Consider the following 21,172-nt stretch of genomic DNA (forward strand, 5'->3'; position numbering starts at 1 on the left):
CCTTAGCTTAAACTATCCGCCAGCTTCTGACCTTCGGCGAAGTCGAGGGTGCCCTCGTAGATCGCGCGGCCGGTGATAGCGGCGGTGATGTTGTTGGTCTCGGCCTTACACAGCGCCTCGATGTCGCCGATATTGGTGATGCCGCCGGAGGCGACCACCGGGATCGAGATGGCGTTGGCGAGTGCGGTAGTGGCCTCGATGTTGGGGCCGGTCATCATACCGTCGCGGCCGATATCAGTGTAGACAATGGCGGAGACGCCGTCGTCCTGAAAGCGCTTGGAGAGCTCCACCACCTCAAGATCGGTCACCTCGGCCCAGCCGTTAATCGCCACCATGCCCTCCTTCGCGTCCAGGCCGACGATGACGTGGCCGGGGAAAGCCCGGCAGGCTCGGGCCACGAATTCCGGCTCCTTCACCGCCTGGGTGCCGATGATGCAGTAGCTGACCCCGGCGTTGAGGTAAGCCTCGATGGTGGCCTCGTCGCGGATGCCGCCACCGACCTGGATCGGCATCTCGGGATAGGCCCTGGCAATGGCGCGGATCGCCTCACCGTTGACTGGCTCGCCGGCAAAGGCGCCATTGAGGTCCACCAGGTGCAAACGGCGACCACCCGCCGCCACCCAGCGCCCGGCCATCTCCACCGGGTTGTCGGAGAAGACCGTGTCGTCCTCCATACGGCCTTGGCGCAGGCGTACACACTGGCCATCCTTCAGATCGATTGCAGGGATCAGTAACACGTCTTATACCTTCCAGTTCACAAAATTCGTCAACAATCGCAGGCCATCATCGGCGCTCTTCTCTGGGTGAAACTGCACCGCGAAGAGGTTGTCGCGGCCGATTGCACTGGCAAATGTGACACCAAAATCGGTGGTGGCCATCACCAGGCCCTTCTCTTCCGGGTCGACGAAGTAGCTGTGCACAAAGTAGAAACGGCTACCCGCCTCGATCCCCGACCAGAGCGGATGCTCACGGCTGGGACTCACCCGGTTCCAGCCCATGTGGGGAATCTTCAGCAGCTCGCCGTCCGGCCCCCTACCACCGGGGAAGTGACGCACCTCTCCGGCAAACAGACCGAGCAGCTCGGTGCCACCGTTCTCTTCACTCTGTTCGAGCAGCACCTGCTGCCCCATGCAGATACCGAGGAATGGTTTCTCCTTGGCCGCCTGCAGCACCGCCTGATTCAGATGGTGATCGGAGATGGCGGCCATGCAATCGCGCGCCGCGCCCTGACCAGGAAAGACCACCCGGTCACAGTCGTGGATCGCCTGGGGATCGTCGGTGACCAGAACCTGATCATCCGCGCCCACCACATGCTCCACCGCTTTGGCGACCGAGCGCAGGTTTCCCATGCCATAGTCAATGACAACGATGCTTTGTGCCATTCAAAAACTGCCTGTCTGAGTTATAAAATGGTTCAGAGCGAACCCTTGGTGGAGGGAATCGTCTCTGCCATGCGCGGGTCGGACTCCAACGCCATGCGCAGGGCCCGGCCCAGGGCCTTGAACACGGTCTCTGCCTGATGATGAGCGTTGATACCACGCAGATTGTCGATATGCAGGGTAATACCGGCATGGTTAACCAGCCCCTGAAAAAACTCCAGAAACAAGTCCACATCGAAATCACCGATGCGTGCGCGGGTAAAGTCGACCTGGTACTCGAGGCCGGGGCGACCGGAGAAGTCGACTACCACACGGGAGAGCGCCTCGTCGAGCGGCACATAGGCGTGCCCATAGCGACGAATGCCCTTCTTGTCGCCCACCGCCTCAGCCAGCGCCTGACCAAGGGTGATGCCGATATCCTCCACCGTGTGGTGGGCATCGATGTGCAGATCGCCTTTGGCCTTGATCTGTAGATCGATCAGGCCGTGGCGGGCCACCTGATCGAGCATGTGGTCGAGAAACGGCACGCCAGTCTCAAAGCTCGATTGACCTGTACCATCCAGATTCAGACTGATGCTGATCTGGGTCTCGAGGGTATTGCGCTCGACCTGTGCTGTACGCTGCATGGGAAATGGGCTCCCGCTGGTTGATCACCCAGGCAAGAAGGCCCGCCCGGAAAAGGGCGCATTTTAACAGGCTGTCCGCAAAAAAGACCAATCGGCCAGCAGTCAGGCCAACCGGTGTCGTTCTTATCTGCCGAAAGCTGGGAGTTGGGGCTCAACTCCCGGAAATTGTTCATTGACAGGCTGTTTTGCTTTAAGCCGCGTTCTCATCTGCTGGTTGCAGCCTGAAGAAACCGATAAGACGCTCCATCTCGTCGGCCTTTTCACTCATCGACGCTGCAGCCGCGGCGGTCTGTTCTGCCAGTGCCGCATTCTGTTGGGTCATCTCGTCCATGCTGGTAACTGCCTGGTTCACCTGATCTATCCCCTGCGACTGCTCCTGGCTGGCAGCCGCAATCTCGGCGATGATGTCACCGACCTTCTTTACCCCAACCATGATCTCCTTGAGGGTCTCGCCGGACTCATTCACCAGAGAGGAGCCTGCCTCGACCTTATTGACACTATCCTCGATCAGCCCCTTAATCTCTTTGGCGGCGGTTGCACTGCGACCGGCAAGATTACGCACCTCGGTGGCAACCACGGCAAAACCACGGCCCTGCTCACCGGCGCGCGCCGCCTCGACCGAGGCATTCAGCGCCAACAGGTTGGTCTGAAAGGCGATCTCATTGATCACGCCAATGATCTCGGCGATTTGGGTGCTTGATTCGTTGATATCGTTCATCGCCTGCACGGCATGGCTGACCACATCACCACCCCGCTCCGCCATCTGGCGTGCACTGGCAGCGAGCTGATTCGCCTGCTGGGCACTGTCGGCATTGCTTCTTACCGTACTGGTCAACTCCTCCATGCTGGAAGCGGTCTGTTCCAGACTGCTGGCTTGGCCTTCGGTGCGTGCGGAGAGATTGGAATTGCCGGCGACGATCTCATCTGATGCGGTGTTGATCAGATCCGCCGCCTCCTGAATCGGGCCCACCGTCTCCCGCAACTGCAAGATGGTGGAATTCACGTTCTCCTGCAGCATGCCGAATTCACCTTCGAACTTCCCTGACATGGTCTCACTCAGGTCACCTTCGGCAAGCTGTTGCAGCATATGTCGGGTACCCTTGACCGGTTCGACAATCGCATCAAAGATGGCATTGAGACCCACAATCAGCTCTTGCCAACTCCCCTCGAAACGACCAGTCTCACCCCTCACATCGAGCCGGCCCCGCTGTGCCGAGGCGATTAGCTCTCCGGATTCATCTAAGAGACCGTTTACCGCCGCGACACAGCGATTGACGCTATCTTTGATCTGATTGAAGTCGCCGCGGTATTCCGTCTCGATTGGTTCTGGAATATCCCCGTGGCTGATGCGGTCGAGATAGCCGGAGGCCTCGATCAGCGGCCCACTGAACTGCTCGGTGATGTTGTTGACCCCATCCAGCAACCCCGCCCAGGCCCCCTTGAACTGCCTAGTATCGCAACGCTTGTCCAACTGCCCCGCGTGTGCCGCATCGGTCATGCCGGTCAACTCCTGCTGTAGACCACGCAGCACCTTCACCATCGTGGTAAAGGAGTTCGCCAGTGCTCCCACTTCATCTCTGGAATCGATCTTCAACTGCCGTATCTCAATATTGAGATCACCATTGGCGATTTTCCCGGTCGCCTCCACCACCCGGGCAAGCGGCTGGGTGATTGCCCTGGAAACCAGCAGGCTGAACCAGATACCGATGGCCAGCACAACGATCAATATCAGCCACTCGGCAGTCATCATGGCACTGACTTTTCCGGCGGAAGCGGCAGCCAACATACCAACAGCCGCATTCATATTCTTCAGGGTCTTGATATTGAGATCCCGTACCCGTGCCAACGCTTTTTCAAACTCGGGTGAAGGCGGCTCAAGCACACGCAGTTTTTCAGCGGCCGCTTGGAGCGCACTCCATTGATTGGCAACCACAGCAAGTTTTGCCTCGATCTCCTCATTCTGGTTGGGGGGTAAGGACAGCGGTTTTTTCATTCCCAGGTCGGAGAAAGTCTCGCCCCCATCCCTTAGCGCAGCCAAGGAGACCTCAAACAGCTTTTTTGTCTTATCGGTAGATCTAACTGACTGCCCGCTTCGGCTCCGCCCCAGATCGTCGAACAGCTCCTTGGTGAACTTCTGGGTCAACATACGTTGCCGCCCTGCGATGTTGATAACCGTGGAATCTGCCTTTTGCTGATTCAGAGTCGCTACGGTGTAAACAACAACACCTACCAAAGCGAGTGCAAAAAAGAGGCTGATAATGAGAATTTTTTTGCCGACGGAGAATCTATCCAGGAATTTATGCATCATCAACCACCTCGATACGTCTGTTTGTATCCCCAACCATGAAGAGCACCTCGACTCGGTTTAATCACCCGAAAGATGAGTCTGCTTCACAATATCGACACAAGGTACAGGGACTTTAGACTGACGAAGAAAGGCGAACAGGCCAATGACACAGCCGATGACGTTCATCATCGGCTGAATGCATGGTGGAATGACTGCCACGCTCCCGGAAAATCCAGGGATGGCAACAATAGGAACGATTAGCAGCAGCTCAGCAGAACGCCACCCATTCGGCTTGAGTCAGTTGGGGGGCTTCCATTGCTTGTCGCCCCCCCCGCCAGAAAGACACCGCTCAAGCCCTCCGGACTGCAGGCAGACGACCTACCAGTTCTCTCCCAGCAGCTCGAAATGGGCTTGAGGATGGAGACATGCGGGACAGAGATCCGGCGCTGCCTCTGCCTCATGCAGATAACCGCAGTTGCGGCAGCGCCAGACCACCTTGCCGTTGCGTTTGAAGACACGTCCTGCCTCGAGGTTGTCCGCCAGATCCGTGTAGCGTTTGCCATGCTGCTTTTCCGCGATCGAAATCGCCTCAAAGGCCATCGCCACCTGCTCAAACCCCTCTTCCCGGGCAACCCGGGCAAACTCGGGGTACATGCTGGTCCATTCGTGCTCTTCACCTGCCGCCGCAGCTCGCAGATTCTCCAGGGTAGTGCCAATCCCGCCCGCAGGAAAGGTCTCGGTGACCTCCACCTCGCCACCTTCGAGGAACTTAAAAAAGCGCTTGGCGTGCTCCTTCTCCTGATTCGCAGTCTCCTCAAAGATATGGGAGATCTGCACCAAGCCCTCTTTACGCGCCACCCCGGCAAAGTAGGTATAGCGGTTACGCGCCTGGGACTCACCGGCAAAGGCGATCAAAAGATTTTTCTCGGTCTGCGTACCTTTAATGCTACGGCTCATCAATATTCTCCTTTCGCCAGGGACCTTAATTGGCATCAGCCAGAAAACAGCTACGTTCGAGGGACAGGGCGTAACACAGCCTTCAGAACATCTCCGCCTCAACCTCCAGATACGCCACGCTGATGTGACGCCCCACCTCTGCGTTGAAATCAACCCAATCCTTGAATTCCGCCAGGGCCTCAACCACCTTGGGTTTCATCTCGAAGTCACTCAGCCCCTCATCAAGGTATTTCGCCACCTCCTCACGCAAAATGGAGAGATAGCGTTGGAAGGCCTGCGGCACCGCGATATTCCCAGTGGGCCCATGACCCGGCACAAACACCGTGGCGCCGCTTGCCATCGCCATCTCGATGGCGGCGATATTACCCTTGAAGGTGCCGTTATCCATCCGGCCGAAACGATTGTTCATCACGTTGTCGCCGAGAAACATTAGCGACTTCTCCGGGATGAAGACCATCAGGTCAGTGTCACTGTGGGCCTTCTCGCCATAGAGGAACTGAAACTTGATCCCGGCCAGTTCCACCTCATCGCCATGTCTTACCGCTAGGTTGGGAGCGTAGATTCCGGTGCCATCGGTGGCGCCTTCAGTGAGTCGCTTGAGTAGCGCAATCCAGCTATCCCCCTCACCCTGCTCAACCTTCTCGATCATCTTCGGATGACCGTAGGTCGGAATCTTCGGATTGATCTGGTGAAAGGCATGGTTGGCGAGCCAATGGTCGCCGTGGACATGAGTGTCGATCAGCGCCACCACCGGCAGATCGGTGACCTTGCGGATCTGCCGCATCACCATCTCACCGCTCTGCACGCCGGAGCCTGGGTCGATGACGACCACACCATCCTTGCCAACGATAAAGCCGGGATTATTCATGAACCCCTGATTCTCCACCGACGGGTGTCCCAATGGACCATGGATCACATAGGCGCCATCTGCCACCTTCACCGCAGGATAGTCGCGCACCGCCGGGCCACGTCCTTCCGCCAGCACCGGGCCGACAACAAAAAATGCCAGCAACAACCTCAACATCTGTCTCATACCATCCTCCAAAAAAACATAGTCGTTATAGTATCAATGAGGCCCAACAGCACCTCGGAACAGGATATATCAGATCCCGGGCTGGTACGTCATCAGCTCTCAAGCCAGAAAGTCACCGGCCCATCATTCAGCAGTTCCACCTGCATGTCAGCACCAAACCGACCGCAGACAACCTGGGCGTATTCTGCATCCGCCCGTTCAACCAGATAGTCAAACAGCCGCCGCCCCTCTTCCGGAGATGCTGCACTGGAGAAACCGGCACGCATCCCCTTGCGGGTATCCGCAGCCAGGGTGAACTGGGGCACCAGCAACAGGCCGCCTTCAACATCGCGCAGGCTGAGGTTCATCCGTCCGGACTCGTCGGGAAAGACCCGGTAACCCAACAGCCGTTCCAGCAAGCGCTCAGCCAGAGCCAAGTCGTCACCCTGCTGCACACCGACCAGCACCACCAGTCCCCGACCAATCTCACCGATCAACTGCTGCGCCACGCTGACCCGCCCATAGCTCACCCGCTGTAACAGTCCGATCATGCCAGCTCCCCGGCAAACCGTTCGGTGGCCTCCACCAGCGCCTGGCGAATGCCTGGCTCGGTGGCGGAGTGTCCGACATCTGCAACCACCTGCAGCTCGCTACCCGGCCAGGCCCGATGCAGCTCCCAGGCAGAGCTGAGCGGACAGATCAGATCATAGCGGCCATGCACGATGATGCCGGGAATATCCTTCAGCCTGCCCACCTCTTCCAACAGTTGGTTGGGGCGCAGAAACGCCTGGTGGACAAAGTAGTGGCACTCAATGCGGGCAATGCTCAGAGCATTACGCGGACTGGAGAAGAAATCGACCACCGCGTCGTTGGGCAACAAGCTGGCGGTACGGCCCTCCCAAACCGACCAGGCTTTGGCAGCGGCCATCCTGGCGATATCGTCACTGCCGGTGAGACGTCGATGGTAGGCATTGAGCAGATCGCCACGCTCCTCCTGCGGAATTGGCGCCAGATAGTCTTGCCAATAGTCCGGAAAAATCCGGCTCGCCCCCTGCTGATAGAACCACTGGATCTCCTCCTCACGACAGAGGAATACGCCACGCAATATCATCGCACTGACCCGCTGCGGATGCCGTTCAGCGTAGGCCAGCGCCAGGGTCGATCCCCAGGAGCCACCAAACAGCAGCCACCGTTCAATTCCGAGATGGTTACGAATCTGCTCGATGTCTTCGATCAGATCGTCAATGGTGTTGGCCTGTAACTCCGCATGCGGCGTGGAACGACCGCATCCGCGCTGATCGAACAGGATGATCCGATAGCGGTTCGGATTGAAAAAGCGCCGATGGTAAGACTCGCAGCCAGCGCCTGGCCCCCCATGCAGAAACAGAGCCGACATCCCCTGTGGGTTACCCACCTCTTCTATGTAAAGGGTATGCAGATCATCAACCGGCAACTGATGGCTGGTATAGGGGGCGATTTCAGGAAACAGGTCCGTCATGCATCTCTTCCAGGTCAGATAGCAAAGGAGGGGATTCTATCGGAATTTTCCTACAAGCAAAGAAGATCCCACCCACATCCGAACAGATGGCCCTGACTTAACCTAAAGATGTCGCCATCACGGACCCCAAGGAAGGACAAAACAGCACCGGATGCTGTAACGGATTAGAGACCTTTGCCAACCAAAGCAGGCGACCATACCCCGATAGCATGGATTGCTGTCGGGGTTTTTTATTTCTCGCCCCATCCTCCATGATTCATTCAGAGACTCCCTAAAGAAATCCCTCACCGATCCGATAGATAGGACTAAATCAGAAAATCGTACTCAATAAGGTATCATGGCATCCTGCAAAAGGTGACGACTGTGGAACAACAATCAGAGCCTTCCCAGAAGAAGATCAAAAGCCTACTCTGCTGGGCTGCTTCAGCTCTATTAACAGTCGCCATCATCGTTCCTTTCATCATCGAGAGCACATGGATTCACATCACACTGGAGGTGACGGCACTGATCAGTGTGCTGGTCAGTGCAATTCTCCACCACAGAGAGGACCAAGAGGCAGCTCAGCAGCTAACCTGCCATACGCGCCAGACCGATGACTACCAGTCACTATTTGATCAGGCGATGCAGGAGCTCAACGGGCAGTTTCACCAAGTCCATCACGATCTCGACCACGTAATCAATCTGGTCAGCGATGCTATCACCCGCCTCTCCAATAACTTCACCACCATCCATGATGAAAGCAGCCGCAGCGAGCAGACCCTGGCTGGCTTGATTGACGTTCTGACCAAAGAGGTAGAGGAGAGCGGCAAGCAGGATCAGTTTGCCAGTGTGGAGCGGTTTGCACATGAAACTGAGCACATCGTTGGCAACTTTGCCACCACCATCAAAAACATCACAGAAGCCAATCTGACCATTGTCGATCGCTTCAGCAACATCAACCAGGACGCTGATAATGCTGTCAGCCTACTGAAGGACGTGGACGACATCAGCGCCCAAACCAATCTGCTGGCCCTCAACGCAGCGATTGAGGCCGCACGCGCCGGAGACGCCGGGCGTGGCTTTGCAGTGGTCGCCGATGAGGTCCGCCTGCTGTCACAGCGCACCACCGACTTCAACACCCAGATCCGGGAACTGCTCACGGAGATGCAAAATGCCATCCACAGCATCCGATCCATCGTCGAGCAGTCGGCGGCAACCGACATCAGCGTGATCGAGCAGTCCCGGGAGAAGCTGAGCCAGATGTGGTTCGAGATGGAGCAGATCAACAGCAGTGTGCAGGCCCATCAGGATCAACTGGCGAAGATCACCCAACAGACCCGACAGCAGGTGGCGGACGGCATCACCTCATTGCAGGTAGATGATATGAGCCGTCAGATCCTGGAACATGCCCATCAACGGCTGGGGCAGATCAATGATGTCTCCCAACAGATCAGCACCATCCTGCTCAATCATCAGCAGGGGGACCCTCCCTTGGAGGAGCTCTCCAACCTGCTGAACCTCATCCGCAATGGATTTCAATCGCTGGGGCGCAAATCCGTGCAGGCCGACAACATGGGCAGTGGCAACGTCGATCTGTTCTGACTGGAACCGCGCCCTGTCACCCCTCCCGTGAGGCGCGTTTGCGCTCATGCTCCTTGAGGTGCTTCTTGCGGATGCGGACCGCGCTGGGTGTGAGCTCCACCAACTCATCATCCTCGATAAATTCCAGCGCCTGCTCCAGGCTGAATTTCAGCGGCGGTGTCAGCATGATGGCATCGTCCTTGCCAGAGGCGCGAACATTGGTCAGCTGCTTGCCCTTCAGCGGGTTGACCACCAGATCGTTGTCCCGGGAGTGGATGCCAACGATCTGTCCCTCATAGACCTGATCCCCCGGTGAGGCAAACATCTTGCCCCGCTCCTGAAGATTGAACAGCGCAAACCCCAGCACCTTGCCCTGACCGTTGGAGATCAGCACGCCGTTTTTGCGCGGGGCGATGCCACCGTGCTGAGCCTCACCGTAGTGATCGAAGACGTGGTACATCAGGCCAGTGCCGGAGGTGCCGGTCATAAATTCGGTCTGGAAACCAATCAGCCCCCGGGAGGGAATGACATAGTCGAGTCGCACCCGACCCTTGCCGTCCGGCACCATATCCTTCAGTTCGCCTTTGCGGGCACCCAGGGCCTCCATGATCGCACCCTGGTGCTGCTCCTCCACATCAACTGTCAGCTGCTCGTAAGGCTCACAAACCTCACCGTCGATCTCACGAAAGATGACTTCGGGGCGGGAAACCGCCAGCTCGAAGCCCTCCCGACGCATGTTCTCCAGCAGCACCGACAGATGCAGTTCACCCCGCCCGGAGACCTTGAACTTCTCCGGGTCAGTGCCCTCTTCCACGCGCAGCGCAACGTTGTGGATCAGCTCCCGCTCCAGGCGCTCCTTGAGCTGACGGGAGGTGAGATACTTACCCTCCTTGCCGGCAAAGGGGGAGGCGTTGACCTGGAAGGTCATGGAGACGGTGGGCTCGTCCACGCTCAGGGCAGGCAGCGCCTCCACATTCTCGGGATCACACAGGGTATCGGAAACATTGGGCGCCTCCATGCCGGTAATGGCGATGATGTCGCCAGCACTGGCCTCCTTCACCTCGTGGCGCTCCAACCCCAGGTAGCCGTAAACGATTCCGACCTTGGCCTTGTGCACTTCGCCGTCATATTTGACTACCACCACCTGCTGGTTGGGCCGGATGGTGCCCCGGGTGATACGGCCTACGGCGATGGCGCCAACGTAGCTGTTGTAGTCGAGGTTAGAGATCTGCATCTGAAGAGGGCCGTTCGGATCCACATCGGGCACCGGACAGTGTTCGATAATCGCCTCGAACAACGAGGTCATATCCCCCTCCCGCACCGCATCCTCCAGACCGGCATAACCGTTGATGGCGGAAGCATAGACGATGGGGAAATCGAGCTGCTCATCGCTAGCGCCAAGGCGGTCAAAGAGCTCGAACACCTGGTCGATGACCCACTCGGGCCGGGCGCCGGGCTTGTCGATCTTGTTCACCACCAGGATCGGCCGCAGACCGTGGTCGAAGGCCTTCTGGGTGACGAAGCGGGTCTGCGGCATGGGGCCCTCCTGGGCGTCCACCAGCAGCAGCACCGAATCGACCATCGACAACACCCGCTCCACCTCGCCGCCGAAGTCGGCGTGGCCGGGAGTGTCGACGATGTTGATGCGGTAGCCGTTCCAGTTGATCGCGGTGTTCTTGGAGAGGATGGTGATGCCCCGCTCCTTCTCCTGGTCATTCGAGTCCATCACCCGCTCCACCGCGCCGAAGCGCTCCCCCAGGGTCCCGGACTGCTTCAGCAGTTCGTCCACCAGGGTGGTCTTACCATGGTCTACATGGGCAATGATGGCGATATTTCTAAGCTTATTGATCACTGGAGCGGTCCGCTTGCAAAAACCGTCAATTATACCTGCCTTTTCCACAATGCCGATCTTTTTTTGTTTTTCTTTGGAGGTCAATCGCTTGCAACATCCTGATAACAAAAAGATTGCAAAAAATGCGTGAACCCTACGCAATGGAAAGAGTTCCTATTTATTCACAACTTCTGTGGATAACTCTGTTGAAAATCTCATGACAAAGCGCTGCAGGCTGTATAAACACTGACTTTCCGTCAGATTGACAAAAATCTATACTATTTTTAAAAATACATACTTTTCAAAGACTTACAATCTCTCATTATTTCCTCCAGATGAATCGTGCCAGTTTTTCACTATCACCAGCCAGAAGTAGGCGCAATGTGAATAAGGCAGCAGAGAAAAGACTTTAACTTCCCAATCAGCATGCTAATGGGCCAGCCTCCTTGATAATTTGGGATTCTATGCCCAGCTATTCGATAAACGCGCCCCGAACCAAATCGAGACCCCGCATCCAGACACATCCTTGCCCAGGAAGCCACACAGCACATTAAATTATTCTAATAATCAAATAGTTTGCTACACTTCTACTCCTTGCACTCCGGCCCCAAAGTCCCCAGGATAGGCCCCGGACCGAATCACGACCAACGATAACGACCCATTCGCCACAAGCAGCGGATGGGCAAGTGGCAAGCAGTAGTATGAACCCTTCAGATCTCGATCCCCTGCGCGAACATCTCTCCTCCCGAGTCATCGGCCAGCAAGACTTCATCGATAGCATGCTGATCTGCCTGCTGAGCGATGGCCATCTATTAGTGGAGGGCATGCCTGGCCTGGCTAAGACCACTGCGGTGAAGGCCCTGGCGGAGGCGATAGAAGGCGACTTCCACCGCATCCAGTTCACCCCGGATCTGCTCCCGTCGGATCTGATCGGCACCGACATCTACCGCCATGAAAAGGGCGAGTTCGAGTTCCGCCGCGGCCCGATCTTCCACAACATCCTGCTCGGCGATGAGATCAACCGCGCCCCAGCCAAGGTGCAGTCAGCACTGCTGGAGGCAATGGCAGAGCACCAGATCACAGTCGGCCAGAAGACCTATCAGCTGCCCCAGTTGTTCATAGTGTTGGCGACCCAGAACCCGGTGGAGCAGGAGGGCACCTACCACCTGCCCGAGGCTCAGCTCGACCGTTTCCTGATGCAGGCCACCGTCAGCTATCCGAACCGCGAGGAAGAACTGCAGATCCTCACCCTTGACAGCGACCAGCAGAAGAGCGAGCCCAAACCGCCAGCCAAACAGCTTTCGCAGCACGACCTTTTCCAGATCCGCCGCGAGGTAGCAGAGCTCTATCTCGACCCCAAGCTCAACCACTACATCGTCGATCTGGTGCAGGCGAGCCGTAAACCCGAGGCCTATGACAAGGATCTGGCACGCTGGTGCCGTTTTGGCGCCTCACCCCGCGCCAGTATCGCGCTGGCCCGCTGCGCCCGCGCACGCGCCTGGCTCGACGGCGAAGAGTTTGTCGCGCCGCACCACATCCAGGCGGTCGCCCCGGCGATTCTGCGCCACCGCATCCTCCTCACCTTCGAGGCGGAGGCGGAGGGCATCACCACCGACGACTTCCTGGCGCGCCTGCTGGACATGGTCGCCATTCCCTGATCGGGTCTGCGCCGTGAGTCTCTACCCACAACTCAACGACCTGCTGGAGCTGCGCCACCAGGCCCATACCTTGGGACTGGCCTCGCACCATCGGGTCAACTCCAGCTTCAGCGGGCTCTACGCCTCGGTGTTTCGCGGCACCGGTCTCGACTTCGAAGAGGTGCGCGAATATCGCGAGGGCGACGACATCCGCAATATGGAGTGGAACGTCACCGCGCGCACCAACACACCCCATCTGAAGGTATTCCGCGAAGAGCGCGAACGCAGCGTGGTGCTCTGCATCGACAAGGGTCCGCATATGAGCTTCGGTACCCGCGGCACCTTCAAATCAGTGCAGGCGGCGCGCGCCGCCGCCCTGCTCGGCTGGGCCGCGGCACGACTCAACGACCGGGTCGGCGGCATGTTGTTCGGCGACGCCGGCGGCGGCATGCAGTACTTCCGCCCCACCAAAGATCGCCGCGCCCTGTGGCGCCTGCTGCATTCCCTGACCACCGAAGGGAGCCAGCAGCAGCGTCCCATCGACTGCCTGGCGCGGGCCCTGCAGCGAGCCGACAAGGGCACCGCCACCGGCTCGCTGATCTTCGTCATCGCCGACATGAACCGCGAGATCAGCGCCCTAGAACAGACCCTTGGGCGGCTCTGCCAGCACCACACCCTGGTGCTGATCCCGGTGGATGACCCCGCCGACCGCGAGATCCCAAAGATGGGCCGGGTCACCTTCACCAGCGCCGATGGTGAGACCCTCGAGGTCGACACTGCCAACCCGACCGCCCGCGAGAACTATCGCCGAATCTGGCAGCAGCGCCGCGACAGCCTCACTGGCCTGACCCAACGTCTCGGCATCCCGCTGATGCCGATTGCCACCAACGAAGAGATCCACCAGACCCTGAGCCGGGATCTCGCGCGCCACTTCGGCCGCTAGCAGGTTAATTCTATGGAGGGCCTGCGCGACATCCACAGCATCGATCCAGCTCCCTGGTGGCCACCCGGCCCCGGCTGGTGGCTGCTGCTGCTCGGCCTGCTGCTGGCCGGGCTGCTGAGCTGGTGGTGGTGGCACCAACGCCGCCTCTACCCACTCGGGCGTTGGCAGAGGGATGCCCGCCGCCAGCTGCTACAGCTGCGTCGCAAGCTGCACAGCCACACCGGCAAAGAGGTGGCGGCAGAACTCTCAGAGCTGCTGCGACGCATCGCCATCACCCGCTGCGGCCGCAAAAATACCGCCGCCCTCAGCGGCCAGCGCTGGCTATTGTGGCTCCAGCAGAATGACCCCTCCGGCTTCGACTGGCCCGGTCAGGGCGCACTGTTGCTGCACCTGCCCTACGCCCCACCGGGCAAAAGCGTCGATCAGGACGCCATCCGCCGCCTGATCGACGCCGCGCTGCGCTGGCTCAGCAGCGAGGAGGCATGCCGTGTTTGAATTCGCCTGGCCCTGGATGGCACTGCTGCTGTTGCTGCCGCTGGCAGTGCGGCGCTTCTGGTTGAAGCCCGCCAACGAAGAGAATGCCTTAACCGAAGGCCAGCAGACCACCCTGCTGCACCCCTCTCTCGCACATCTGCAGGAGGCCTTCCAGACCCGCTCGCCACGCCTGCCGCTCGCCACTCGACTGCATCAGATCCTGCTGTGGCTGTTATGGCTGACGCTGGTACTGGCGCTGATGCGCCCGCAGTGGCTCGAACCCTATACCGAGAACCGTACCGCCGGTTACGACCTGATGCTGGCGGTCGACACCTCTCGTTCCATGACCGCAGAGGATTTTTCCGTCCACGGCCGGGAAGTGAGCCGGTTGTCTGTGCTCAAGGGGATCATGGGCAAATTCGTCGATGGCCGCGTCGGTGACCGTATCGGGCTCATCATATTTGGCGACACCTCCTATGTTCTCTCCCCATTGACCTTCGACCGCAATGCGATTCATCAGCTGCTCGACGGCATCGTCCCCACCTTGGCGGGAGGCGGCACTGCAATTGGCGACGGGATCGGCCTGGGCATCAAAAAACTGCGGGAACGTCCGGAAGGTTCACGGGTGCTGATCCTCGTCACCGACGGCAAGAACGAGACTGGCACCATCCCGCCCCTCAAGGCGGCGCAGCTTGCCAAACAGGAGGGCATCCGCATCTACACCATTGGGGTCGGAAGCACCAAAAACCGCGTCCGCCTGCTTAGTCCCGACCTGCGCACCTATGAGATCGCCACAGGACTGGCCATTGACGAAGAGACCTTGCAACAGATCGCCGAGACCACTGGCGGCGCCTACTTCCGCGCCACCGACACCGCCGCCCTGGAGAAGGTCTACCAGCGCATCGACGAACTGGAGAAGAGCGAGGCGGAGTCGCGCACCATCTTCATCCCTCAACCGCTGTTCCACTGGCCTCTGGGGGCAGCCCTGCTGTTGCTACTAAGCCTCGGCCTGTTCCCCGAAGGCCGCCGTCGCCAGTTGCGCGGAGGTGGCTATGCCTGAGCTCGGCTTCCATTTTTCCCGCCCCGAATGGCTGTGGGCCCTGCTCGGTCTGCTGCCGGTGCTTGGCTGGCTGATCTTCAGTGTCAGCCACCCAAACAAGGGAGCAATCCACCGCTACGCAGATGAACAGCTGCTGCCACACCTCACCGGGGTGCGTGAGCTGGAGGTCAACGAACGTTGGGGACGCTACATCCGCTGGGCGATCCTCTGGGTGCTGGCAGTACTGGCAATGGCTGGCCCGCGCTGGGACTACACAGAGATCAAGGCCTTCAGCCCCGGCAGCGAGCTGGTGGTGCTGATGGATATCTCCCGCTCTATGGAGGTGGCCGATGTACAGCCCTCACGACTGGGGCGGGCCCGCCAAGAGATGCAGGATCTGCTTGAACTCAACCGCGAGGTACGCATCGGCCTGATCGCGTTTGCCTCTGTGGCCCATGTAATCTCCCCTGTCACCGAGGACAGCAACAGTATCCTCAACGCCCTGCCGGCGATCTCTACCGGCCTGGCGCGGCTGCAGGGCAGCCGGCTGAAGGCCGCGTTGCAGCGTGCCGAGCAGCTACTCAGCGGAGGAGAGGAGGAGAACGGCCGCTCGATCCTGCTGATCAGCGATGGCGACCTTGTTGAACCTGGCCTGCTGGAGGCCGTCGCCAAACTGGCGCAGAAGGGCATCCGCCTGCACGTGCTCGGCATCGGCACACAAGGCGGTGGACCGGTGCCCGCCCCCTCCAACAGGGGTGACCTGATGCGCGATCGCAACGGCAAGATCATCGACTCCCGTCTCAATGAGGCGCTGCTGAAACAGCTGGCACAGCAGGGCAAGGGGATCTATCGCCAGGCCGATTTCCGCGACGCCGACAGCCGCGCAGTCCTCAAGGCTGCGGCTGCCGAGAGTGGCGAGGCAACCGCCACCAACGAGAAGGCACGCATCTGGAACGAACGTTTCTACTGGATGCTGCTGCCGCTGCTGCTGCTGTTACTGCCCGCTTTCCGCCGCAGCGCACCTCAGGGTGAATCCGCATGATGAAGTGGCTTCACCCCTCTTTCCTGCTGGTTTCACTGATCGCTCTACCCCTACAGGCCGGCTGGTTTCAGAATCAGGAGCAGGAGGCCGAAGCCGACTACCACCAAGGCCACTATGAGACCGCGGCTGAGAAGTTTCAGGACCCCTATCGGCGTGGCGTGGCCAAATACCGCAGCGGCGACTACGCCAGCGCCGAGAGTGAATTCGCCCAGGTCGAGCGTGAGTCGGTCAAGCTCGATGCCGAATACAACCTCGGCAACGCCCGCCTCCAGCAGGGCAACCTGGAGGGCGCCATCCAGGCCTATCAGGAGGTGCTGAGCCAGCAGCCCGATCACGAGGACGCCTCCTACAACCTCGCCCTGGCCCGCGCCCTGCAAAAGAAGCAGGAGAAGGAAAAAGAGGAGGAGAAACCGGAAGAGCAGGAGCAACAAAAACAAGAAGAGTCGCAACAACAGCAGTCTGAAGAACAACAAAAGGACGATCAGTCTGAGCAGCAGGAGTCTCAACAGGGAGAGGAGGAGTCCGAGCAACAGGAGTCTGGCGAGCAGGAGTCGGAGCAACAGCAGTCCGGGGAGCAGGATTCAGAACAGCAGCAGTCCGGAGACTCAGAATCAGAACAACAGCAGGAGCCCCAATCCGGCAAGCAGCAACAGGAGCAACAAGGCGAAGGCAGTCAGTCCGACAGCGAACAGCAATCCGGTGAGCAGCAGAATCAGCAGCAACAGGGCGACGCCAACTCTGAGCAGCAACAGGATAGCCAGAGCGGCGATGAGCAACAGCAGGAGGAATCCGCTGGCAAGCAGTCGCAGGAGTCGCAACAGGGGAGTGCTGAGGACGGCGACGAGCCGAAAGACCAGGCCGAGCCCCAGCAGGAAGAGTTTCGGGATGAAAGCGAAGGCGGTGAGGAGCAGGACCAGCAGCAACAACCAGGCGAGTCAGAAAAACCAGCGGAAGAGGCCGACGAAAAAGGTAGGCAGCCGAACCAGCAGCAACAGCGAGGTCAAGGCAAGGAGCCACAGCAGGATTCGCAGAACCGCGCCGGCGACCCACAGCAGCCTCCAGACAAGCAGCGGCCCGAAGGTTCAGCCACCACCGGCGAAAAGCCGGAAGATTCCGACAGGCTGCCAGAAGATCTGAACACACCGGAGGCGGTGGATCAGGTGGACCAGATGGGTCAGCTCGCTGGCCCCGATCAGGACGCACAACAGAGCGGCGCTGGCGGTGCCGAGGGGCAGGCCCCGCTAAGCGGTGGCATGGCGTTGATGGAGCAGTGGCTGGAACAGGTCGAGGGCGACCCGGCGCTGCTATTGAAAAAACAGTTTAAGATCGAAGAGTACGACTATCTGCGCAGCCGCAGCGGTCGGGATCTGGAAACCCGACCCTGGTAACCCCACTGCCGCCGCCGGCATGGCTGCTGACGTAGTGAGCCCCCACACCAGATGAGGGGCGAACACAAAGGTGAGAGGATGGTGAAACTGACACGACACCTAGGCGTTGTCGCAGCGCTGCTTGTAATCAACAGCAGCGGGGCTTCCGCCGCCAACAGCGGTTATCCCGGCTATATGCCCTGGCAGGCCCCACCGGGGCAGTGGAACTATGCGCCACCCGACCAGCGCAGCACAGGCACCCCCTCACAAAGCCCATCCCAGCGCGCCTATCCGCAGGGCTACGGCTATCCCCAGGCCTGGCCCGGCGGCTATGCCCAGCCCTATAACCAGTCTCCTTACACTCAAACCCCGTATTACAACCCCACCCCCAAGCCCCCCAAGCTGAAGCTGCGTCTCTCCAACCAATCTCCCTTCGTCCAGGAGAACCTGCTGCTGCACCTGCAACTGATCAGCGACAGCAACCTAAAAACCGCTGTCCCACAGCTGCCCCAATCCGACAGCCTGCTGTTCCAGAAACTCGAAGGCCCCACCACCAGCGCCATCAAACAGGGCGGCAAGCAGCGCATCGTCAACAAGTTCATCTATCAACTCACACCCTTGCGCGAGGGGATATTGGAGATCCCCCCGATCGGCGTCACCGGCACCTTCGATGGACGTTCTGGCAAGCAGGAGTTCAACGTCAAAAGTGCGCAGCCCCTGACCCTCCAGGTCAAGCCTTCGGCCCCCTCCAGTACCCCCTGGCTGCCACTGGAGACACTCTCACTCAAGGCAAAACTGCCGCCCAATCTACGCGCTGCCGCCGGCCAGCCACTGCGCCTCACCATTGAGATGCGCGCCGTTGGCAGCTCCGGGAGTCAACTGCCGAGCCTGGAAAAGCAGCTGCAGAGCCCTGCGTTTCGGATCTACCGAGAGCAAAACCGCAGCGAGACCAAGCTGCTGAAAAAAAGCGACAAGATCATCGGCTCCCGCACCGAATCCTTCACCCTGGTACCGCAGTATGGCGGGGAACTGACCCTGCCGCCGCTACGTGTCGCCTGGTGGAACATCAAGACTGGCAGCGCGCAATATGCCTCTGTGCCGTTAACACCGATCTCCGTCTCCGGCGGGCTTCGCGGTGAGGGGGCCTTTGACTTCACCGAACCAAGCACCCTGTTCCCTGCCGGCTCTCCCGCCGCCTTCTGGATTCCATTGGGCATAGTCCTGGGGGTGATCTTTGGCTATTGGCTGGCGGTCTGGATCGCCAACCGCAAGCGAAAGGCGCAGCCTGCCCTGCCTGCCTCCCCTTTCTCCAGCGCACTTAAACGTCCCTTCAAAGGGATGGTGCCGGCGTTCGCCCCGCTGGGTGAGCAGTTTCGCTCCACCACCGCCTGCCTCAACCCGATCCTGCGCTGGCAGCGGCTGCGCCGCCGTCTGATCGGGATACTACCCCTGTCGCTGCGCTTCTGGTTCTGTGTGCGCTGCGTCGATCAGGAGAACAGTCCGGACGTATGGGGACACACGCTGCGCTTCCTCGCCAACAAACATATGCAACTGCCACCGCGCGCGCCCTTCGCCAATATCGCCGAGCGCATTATCGAGTTTCAGCCCCACTCGAACCCCGAGCAGGTGCGCCGCCTGATCCATCAGCTGGACCAGTCGATCTATGGCCACAGCAATCTTGACTTCCAGCAGTGGAAACGCGCCTTCAAACAGGAGATCCGCCCCCGGCTGTTTCGTTTCCGCCAGCGGCACACAGCTAGCCAGCGCAAGCCAGCGCTGCCGGCTCTCAACCCTGAGTCTACCGTCTGAGTTTTTGCGATCGTCTTGGCAATCCGGCTATCACAAAGGGCTTGCCAGCACTGCCTGGGGGCATTGGAATCTGGACTCGCCGCCCTACTGCTCTGATAATGCGGGACTTTGTCGAGTCTTCACGATGGACTCAACCATCTATTTTTAAAGGATTAATCCACACACTTCCATGAAACAACGCCTGCTAAAACTGTTTCTACTGCTGGGTATCTTCCGTATCTGGGCGCTGCTGCGACGCAGCCAGATCACGATCCTGATGATCCACGGCACCCGCGACGCCGACCCGGCTGACGCTTGGCAACCACTGCGCCCGCAGGCATCGGTGCGCGATATGGACGCGGCACTTGCGCTGATGAAGCGCTACTTCAACTTCATTTCAATGGATGATGCGATCGCCATGCTGAAGGGGGAAAAACCCCTCAAGCCCAACAGCTGTGTCCTGACCTTCGATGACGGCTACCGCAACAACCTGACCGATGCTCTGCCGCTGCTGCGCAAGCATGGCATTCCCGGCCTCTTCTACCCAGCCACCGCCCACATCGATCAGCAGAAGGTCTACTGGATCGACCGGCTCGACTATATCCTGCAGAAGGCCGATGTAGAGGGGCGGGAGATCCAGATTGGCGGGCAGTCCGTCAAGATCGATGCCAGCAGCCGCGGGGCACTGCTCAACTCCTATCGCCGAATCATCATGGGTTTCAAGCAACACAGCGAGAGCGATGAGGCGATGCAGCATGAACTCTATGCTCTTGCCAGCAAGCTGGAAGCCGAGGCGGACGATAGTATCGACCAGGTGATCGATAACGATCGCTGGGCGGCCTTGATGAGTTGGGAAGAGATTGCCCAGGCCAGCCAGGCTCCCGATCTGCTGTTTGGCAGCCATACCGTCGATCATGTGCTAATCGGAAACGACCGCAAGGAGCGGGTCCGGGATCAGCTGGTGAACTCAAAAGCAGCCATCGAACAGCATACCGGCAAGCCCTGTGACCATTTCTGTTACCCGGCGGGGAGCTGGGATAAACAAGCGGTGGAGCTGCTGGCGGAAAGCGGTTACCGCAGCGCAGTCACCTCCGATTTTGGTACCAACCGGGTTGGCGACAATCCACTCATCCTGAAGCGCTACCCCTTTCCCAACAGCGGTTCGCCACTCAACACCCTGGCCCATACCAGCGGCCTGATCTACGCCCTGTCAGCCCTCAAGCAGCGTCTGCGTGGCAAGGCGGCGGATTAGATAGCCTCCCGGCGCAGACACCCCCGTTATACGCGCTTGAACAGTCGCAGCGCAGAGAAACAACAAAGCCCGATGGCAACTATTTTTTATAGGCAATGATCGACTTGGTCATTCCCGCGACTTTTTCATCGAGAAGCCCTGTCGCGGTCGGGAAGTGAGCCTTGAAGCGCCGCTTGCTATACGCCATGAAATCAGCCGACCACTGCTTAACCCAGAAACGCTTGGTCCATTTAGAGAGGCGATAACGGGTCACGTGAGAGAAATAGTGTACCAGCGGCAACCAGGAGTGCGCCTCCAGCACGAAATGCAGATAAGGGGTTTGCACAAAATATCTCTTCCCCACCCGCGCAATCTCTTTTGCAAATACCTTCTGATGTTTCTCAGCTCTATTAATCGTTCCGAAAGTATTGGCAGTCTATTTTTGAACTTGCCAAAATATACTTTGTATCTGACATGCGGAAGAAACTCTTAATCAGCGAA

General features: G+C 59.1%; 19 protein-coding genes. 9 read left to right on the top strand and 10 right to left on the bottom strand.

From position 1 onward, the window contains the following. Nucleotides 1–2 precede the first annotated feature (2 nt). The 8 genes from hisA to pip all read right to left on the bottom strand — a co-directional run bounded on the left by hisA (nucleotide 3) and on the right by pip (nucleotide 7,759). A complete protein-coding gene (gene hisA, locus Ga0074115_RS06805; protein WP_057955865.1) occupies nucleotides 3–737 on the bottom strand; it encodes a 1-(5-phosphoribosyl)-5-[(5-phosphoribosylamino)methylideneamino]imidazole-4-carboxamide isomerase in 735 nt (244 codons plus the stop codon). 3 nt (nucleotides 738–740) lie between these two features. Beyond that, complete coding sequence (gene hisH, locus Ga0074115_RS06810) at nucleotides 741–1,382, bottom strand: imidazole glycerol phosphate synthase subunit HisH (protein WP_057955864.1); 642 nt, start codon at nucleotides 1,380–1,382, stop codon at nucleotides 741–743. 32 nt (nucleotides 1,383–1,414) lie between these two features. Then, on the bottom strand, nucleotides 1,415–2,005 hold the full coding sequence (hisB, locus tag Ga0074115_RS06815) for an imidazoleglycerol-phosphate dehydratase HisB (protein WP_057955863.1): 591 nt from the start codon (nucleotides 2,003–2,005) through the stop codon (nucleotides 1,415–1,417). Nucleotides 2,006–2,195: 190 nt separating this feature from the next. Further along, nucleotides 2,196–4,313, bottom strand: a complete 2,118-nt coding sequence (locus Ga0074115_RS06820) for a methyl-accepting chemotaxis protein (RefSeq protein WP_233519280.1) — start codon at nucleotides 4,311–4,313, stop codon at nucleotides 2,196–2,198. Nucleotides 4,314–4,670: 357 nt separating this feature from the next. Next, the gene (gene rbr / locus Ga0074115_RS06825) at nucleotides 4,671–5,249 is read right to left on the bottom strand and encodes a rubrerythrin (RefSeq protein WP_006475597.1); all 579 of its coding nucleotides are present in this window, start codon (nucleotides 5,247–5,249) and stop codon (nucleotides 4,671–4,673) included. A gap of 82 nt (nucleotides 5,250–5,331) precedes the next feature. Then, on the bottom strand, nucleotides 5,332–6,282 hold the full coding sequence (locus Ga0074115_RS06830; protein WP_060528353.1) for an MBL fold metallo-hydrolase: 951 nt from the start codon (nucleotides 6,280–6,282) through the stop codon (nucleotides 5,332–5,334). Nucleotides 6,283–6,374: 92 nt separating this feature from the next. Then, complete coding sequence (dtd, locus tag Ga0074115_RS06835; protein ID WP_057955861.1) at nucleotides 6,375–6,812, bottom strand: D-aminoacyl-tRNA deacylase; 438 nt, start codon at nucleotides 6,810–6,812, stop codon at nucleotides 6,375–6,377. After that, nucleotides 6,809–7,759, bottom strand: coding sequence for a prolyl aminopeptidase (pip, locus tag Ga0074115_RS06840; protein ID WP_057955860.1), 951 nt, complete (start codon nucleotides 7,757–7,759; stop codon nucleotides 6,809–6,811). The genes dtd and pip overlap by 4 nt, the downstream gene beginning before the upstream one ends. A gap of 363 nt (nucleotides 7,760–8,122) precedes the next feature. On the opposite strand from pip, the gene Ga0074115_RS06845 reads away from it, so the two are divergent. Then, nucleotides 8,123–9,340 carry a methyl-accepting chemotaxis protein gene (locus Ga0074115_RS06845; RefSeq protein ID WP_232432957.1) on the top strand — a complete coding sequence of 406 codons (1,218 nt, stop codon included), beginning with the start codon at nucleotides 8,123–8,125 and terminating at the stop codon, nucleotides 9,338–9,340. 16 nt (nucleotides 9,341–9,356) lie between these two features. Here the strand turns inward: Ga0074115_RS06845 and typA are convergent, their stop codons facing one another. Continuing rightward, nucleotides 9,357–11,171 (bottom strand): translational GTPase TypA, encoded by a 1,815-nt coding sequence (gene typA, locus Ga0074115_RS06850; RefSeq protein WP_057955872.1) that lies wholly within the window; start codon nucleotides 11,169–11,171, stop codon nucleotides 9,357–9,359. A gap of 680 nt (nucleotides 11,172–11,851) precedes the next feature. On the opposite strand from typA, the gene Ga0074115_RS06855 reads away from it, so the two are divergent. From Ga0074115_RS06855 to Ga0074115_RS06890, 8 genes are all read left to right on the top strand, one after another. After that, nucleotides 11,852–12,808, top strand: a complete 957-nt coding sequence (locus Ga0074115_RS06855) for an AAA family ATPase (protein WP_057955858.1) — start codon at nucleotides 11,852–11,854, stop codon at nucleotides 12,806–12,808. Between the two features lie 13 nt (nucleotides 12,809–12,821). Then, on the top strand, nucleotides 12,822–13,730 hold the full coding sequence (locus Ga0074115_RS06860; protein WP_057955857.1) for a DUF58 domain-containing protein: 909 nt from the start codon (nucleotides 12,822–12,824) through the stop codon (nucleotides 13,728–13,730). Nucleotides 13,731–13,742: 12 nt separating this feature from the next. Continuing rightward, nucleotides 13,743–14,225: a DUF4381 domain-containing protein gene (locus Ga0074115_RS06865; protein ID WP_057955856.1), complete on the top strand. Its 483-nt coding sequence runs from the start codon at nucleotides 13,743–13,745 to the stop codon at nucleotides 14,223–14,225. Continuing rightward, on the top strand, nucleotides 14,218–15,264 hold the full coding sequence (locus Ga0074115_RS06870) for a VWA domain-containing protein (RefSeq protein ID WP_060528354.1): 1,047 nt from the start codon (nucleotides 14,218–14,220) through the stop codon (nucleotides 15,262–15,264). The genes Ga0074115_RS06865 and Ga0074115_RS06870 overlap by 8 nt, the downstream gene beginning before the upstream one ends. Beyond that, complete coding sequence (locus Ga0074115_RS06875) at nucleotides 15,257–16,285, top strand: vWA domain-containing protein (RefSeq protein WP_057955855.1); 1,029 nt, start codon at nucleotides 15,257–15,259, stop codon at nucleotides 16,283–16,285. Before Ga0074115_RS06870 ends, Ga0074115_RS06875 begins: the two co-directional genes overlap by 8 nt. Next, nucleotides 16,282–17,673: a tetratricopeptide repeat protein gene (locus tag Ga0074115_RS06880; protein ID WP_057955854.1), complete on the top strand. Its 1,392-nt coding sequence runs from the start codon at nucleotides 16,282–16,284 to the stop codon at nucleotides 17,671–17,673. The genes Ga0074115_RS06875 and Ga0074115_RS06880 overlap by 4 nt, the downstream gene beginning before the upstream one ends. 81 nt (nucleotides 17,674–17,754) lie before the next feature. Beyond that, nucleotides 17,755–19,461: a BatD family protein gene (locus Ga0074115_RS06885; protein WP_157292691.1), complete on the top strand. Its 1,707-nt coding sequence runs from the start codon at nucleotides 17,755–17,757 to the stop codon at nucleotides 19,459–19,461. Between the two features lie 169 nt (nucleotides 19,462–19,630). After that, nucleotides 19,631–20,692, top strand: a complete 1,062-nt coding sequence (locus tag Ga0074115_RS06890; RefSeq protein WP_057955852.1) for a polysaccharide deacetylase family protein — start codon at nucleotides 19,631–19,633, stop codon at nucleotides 20,690–20,692. A 79-nt stretch (nucleotides 20,693–20,771) separates the two neighbouring features. Here the strand turns inward: Ga0074115_RS06890 and Ga0074115_RS06895 are convergent, their stop codons facing one another. Then, nucleotides 20,772–21,017, bottom strand: coding sequence for a hypothetical protein (locus Ga0074115_RS06895; RefSeq protein WP_157292693.1), 246 nt, complete (start codon nucleotides 21,015–21,017; stop codon nucleotides 20,772–20,774). Nucleotides 21,018–21,172: the final 155 nt, after the last annotated feature.

Origin of the sequence: endosymbiont of Ridgeia piscesae, assembly GCF_001443665.1 — a bacterium.
GTDB classification, from domain to species: Bacteria; Pseudomonadota; Gammaproteobacteria; order Chromatiales; family Chromatiaceae; genus Endoriftia; species Endoriftia persephonae.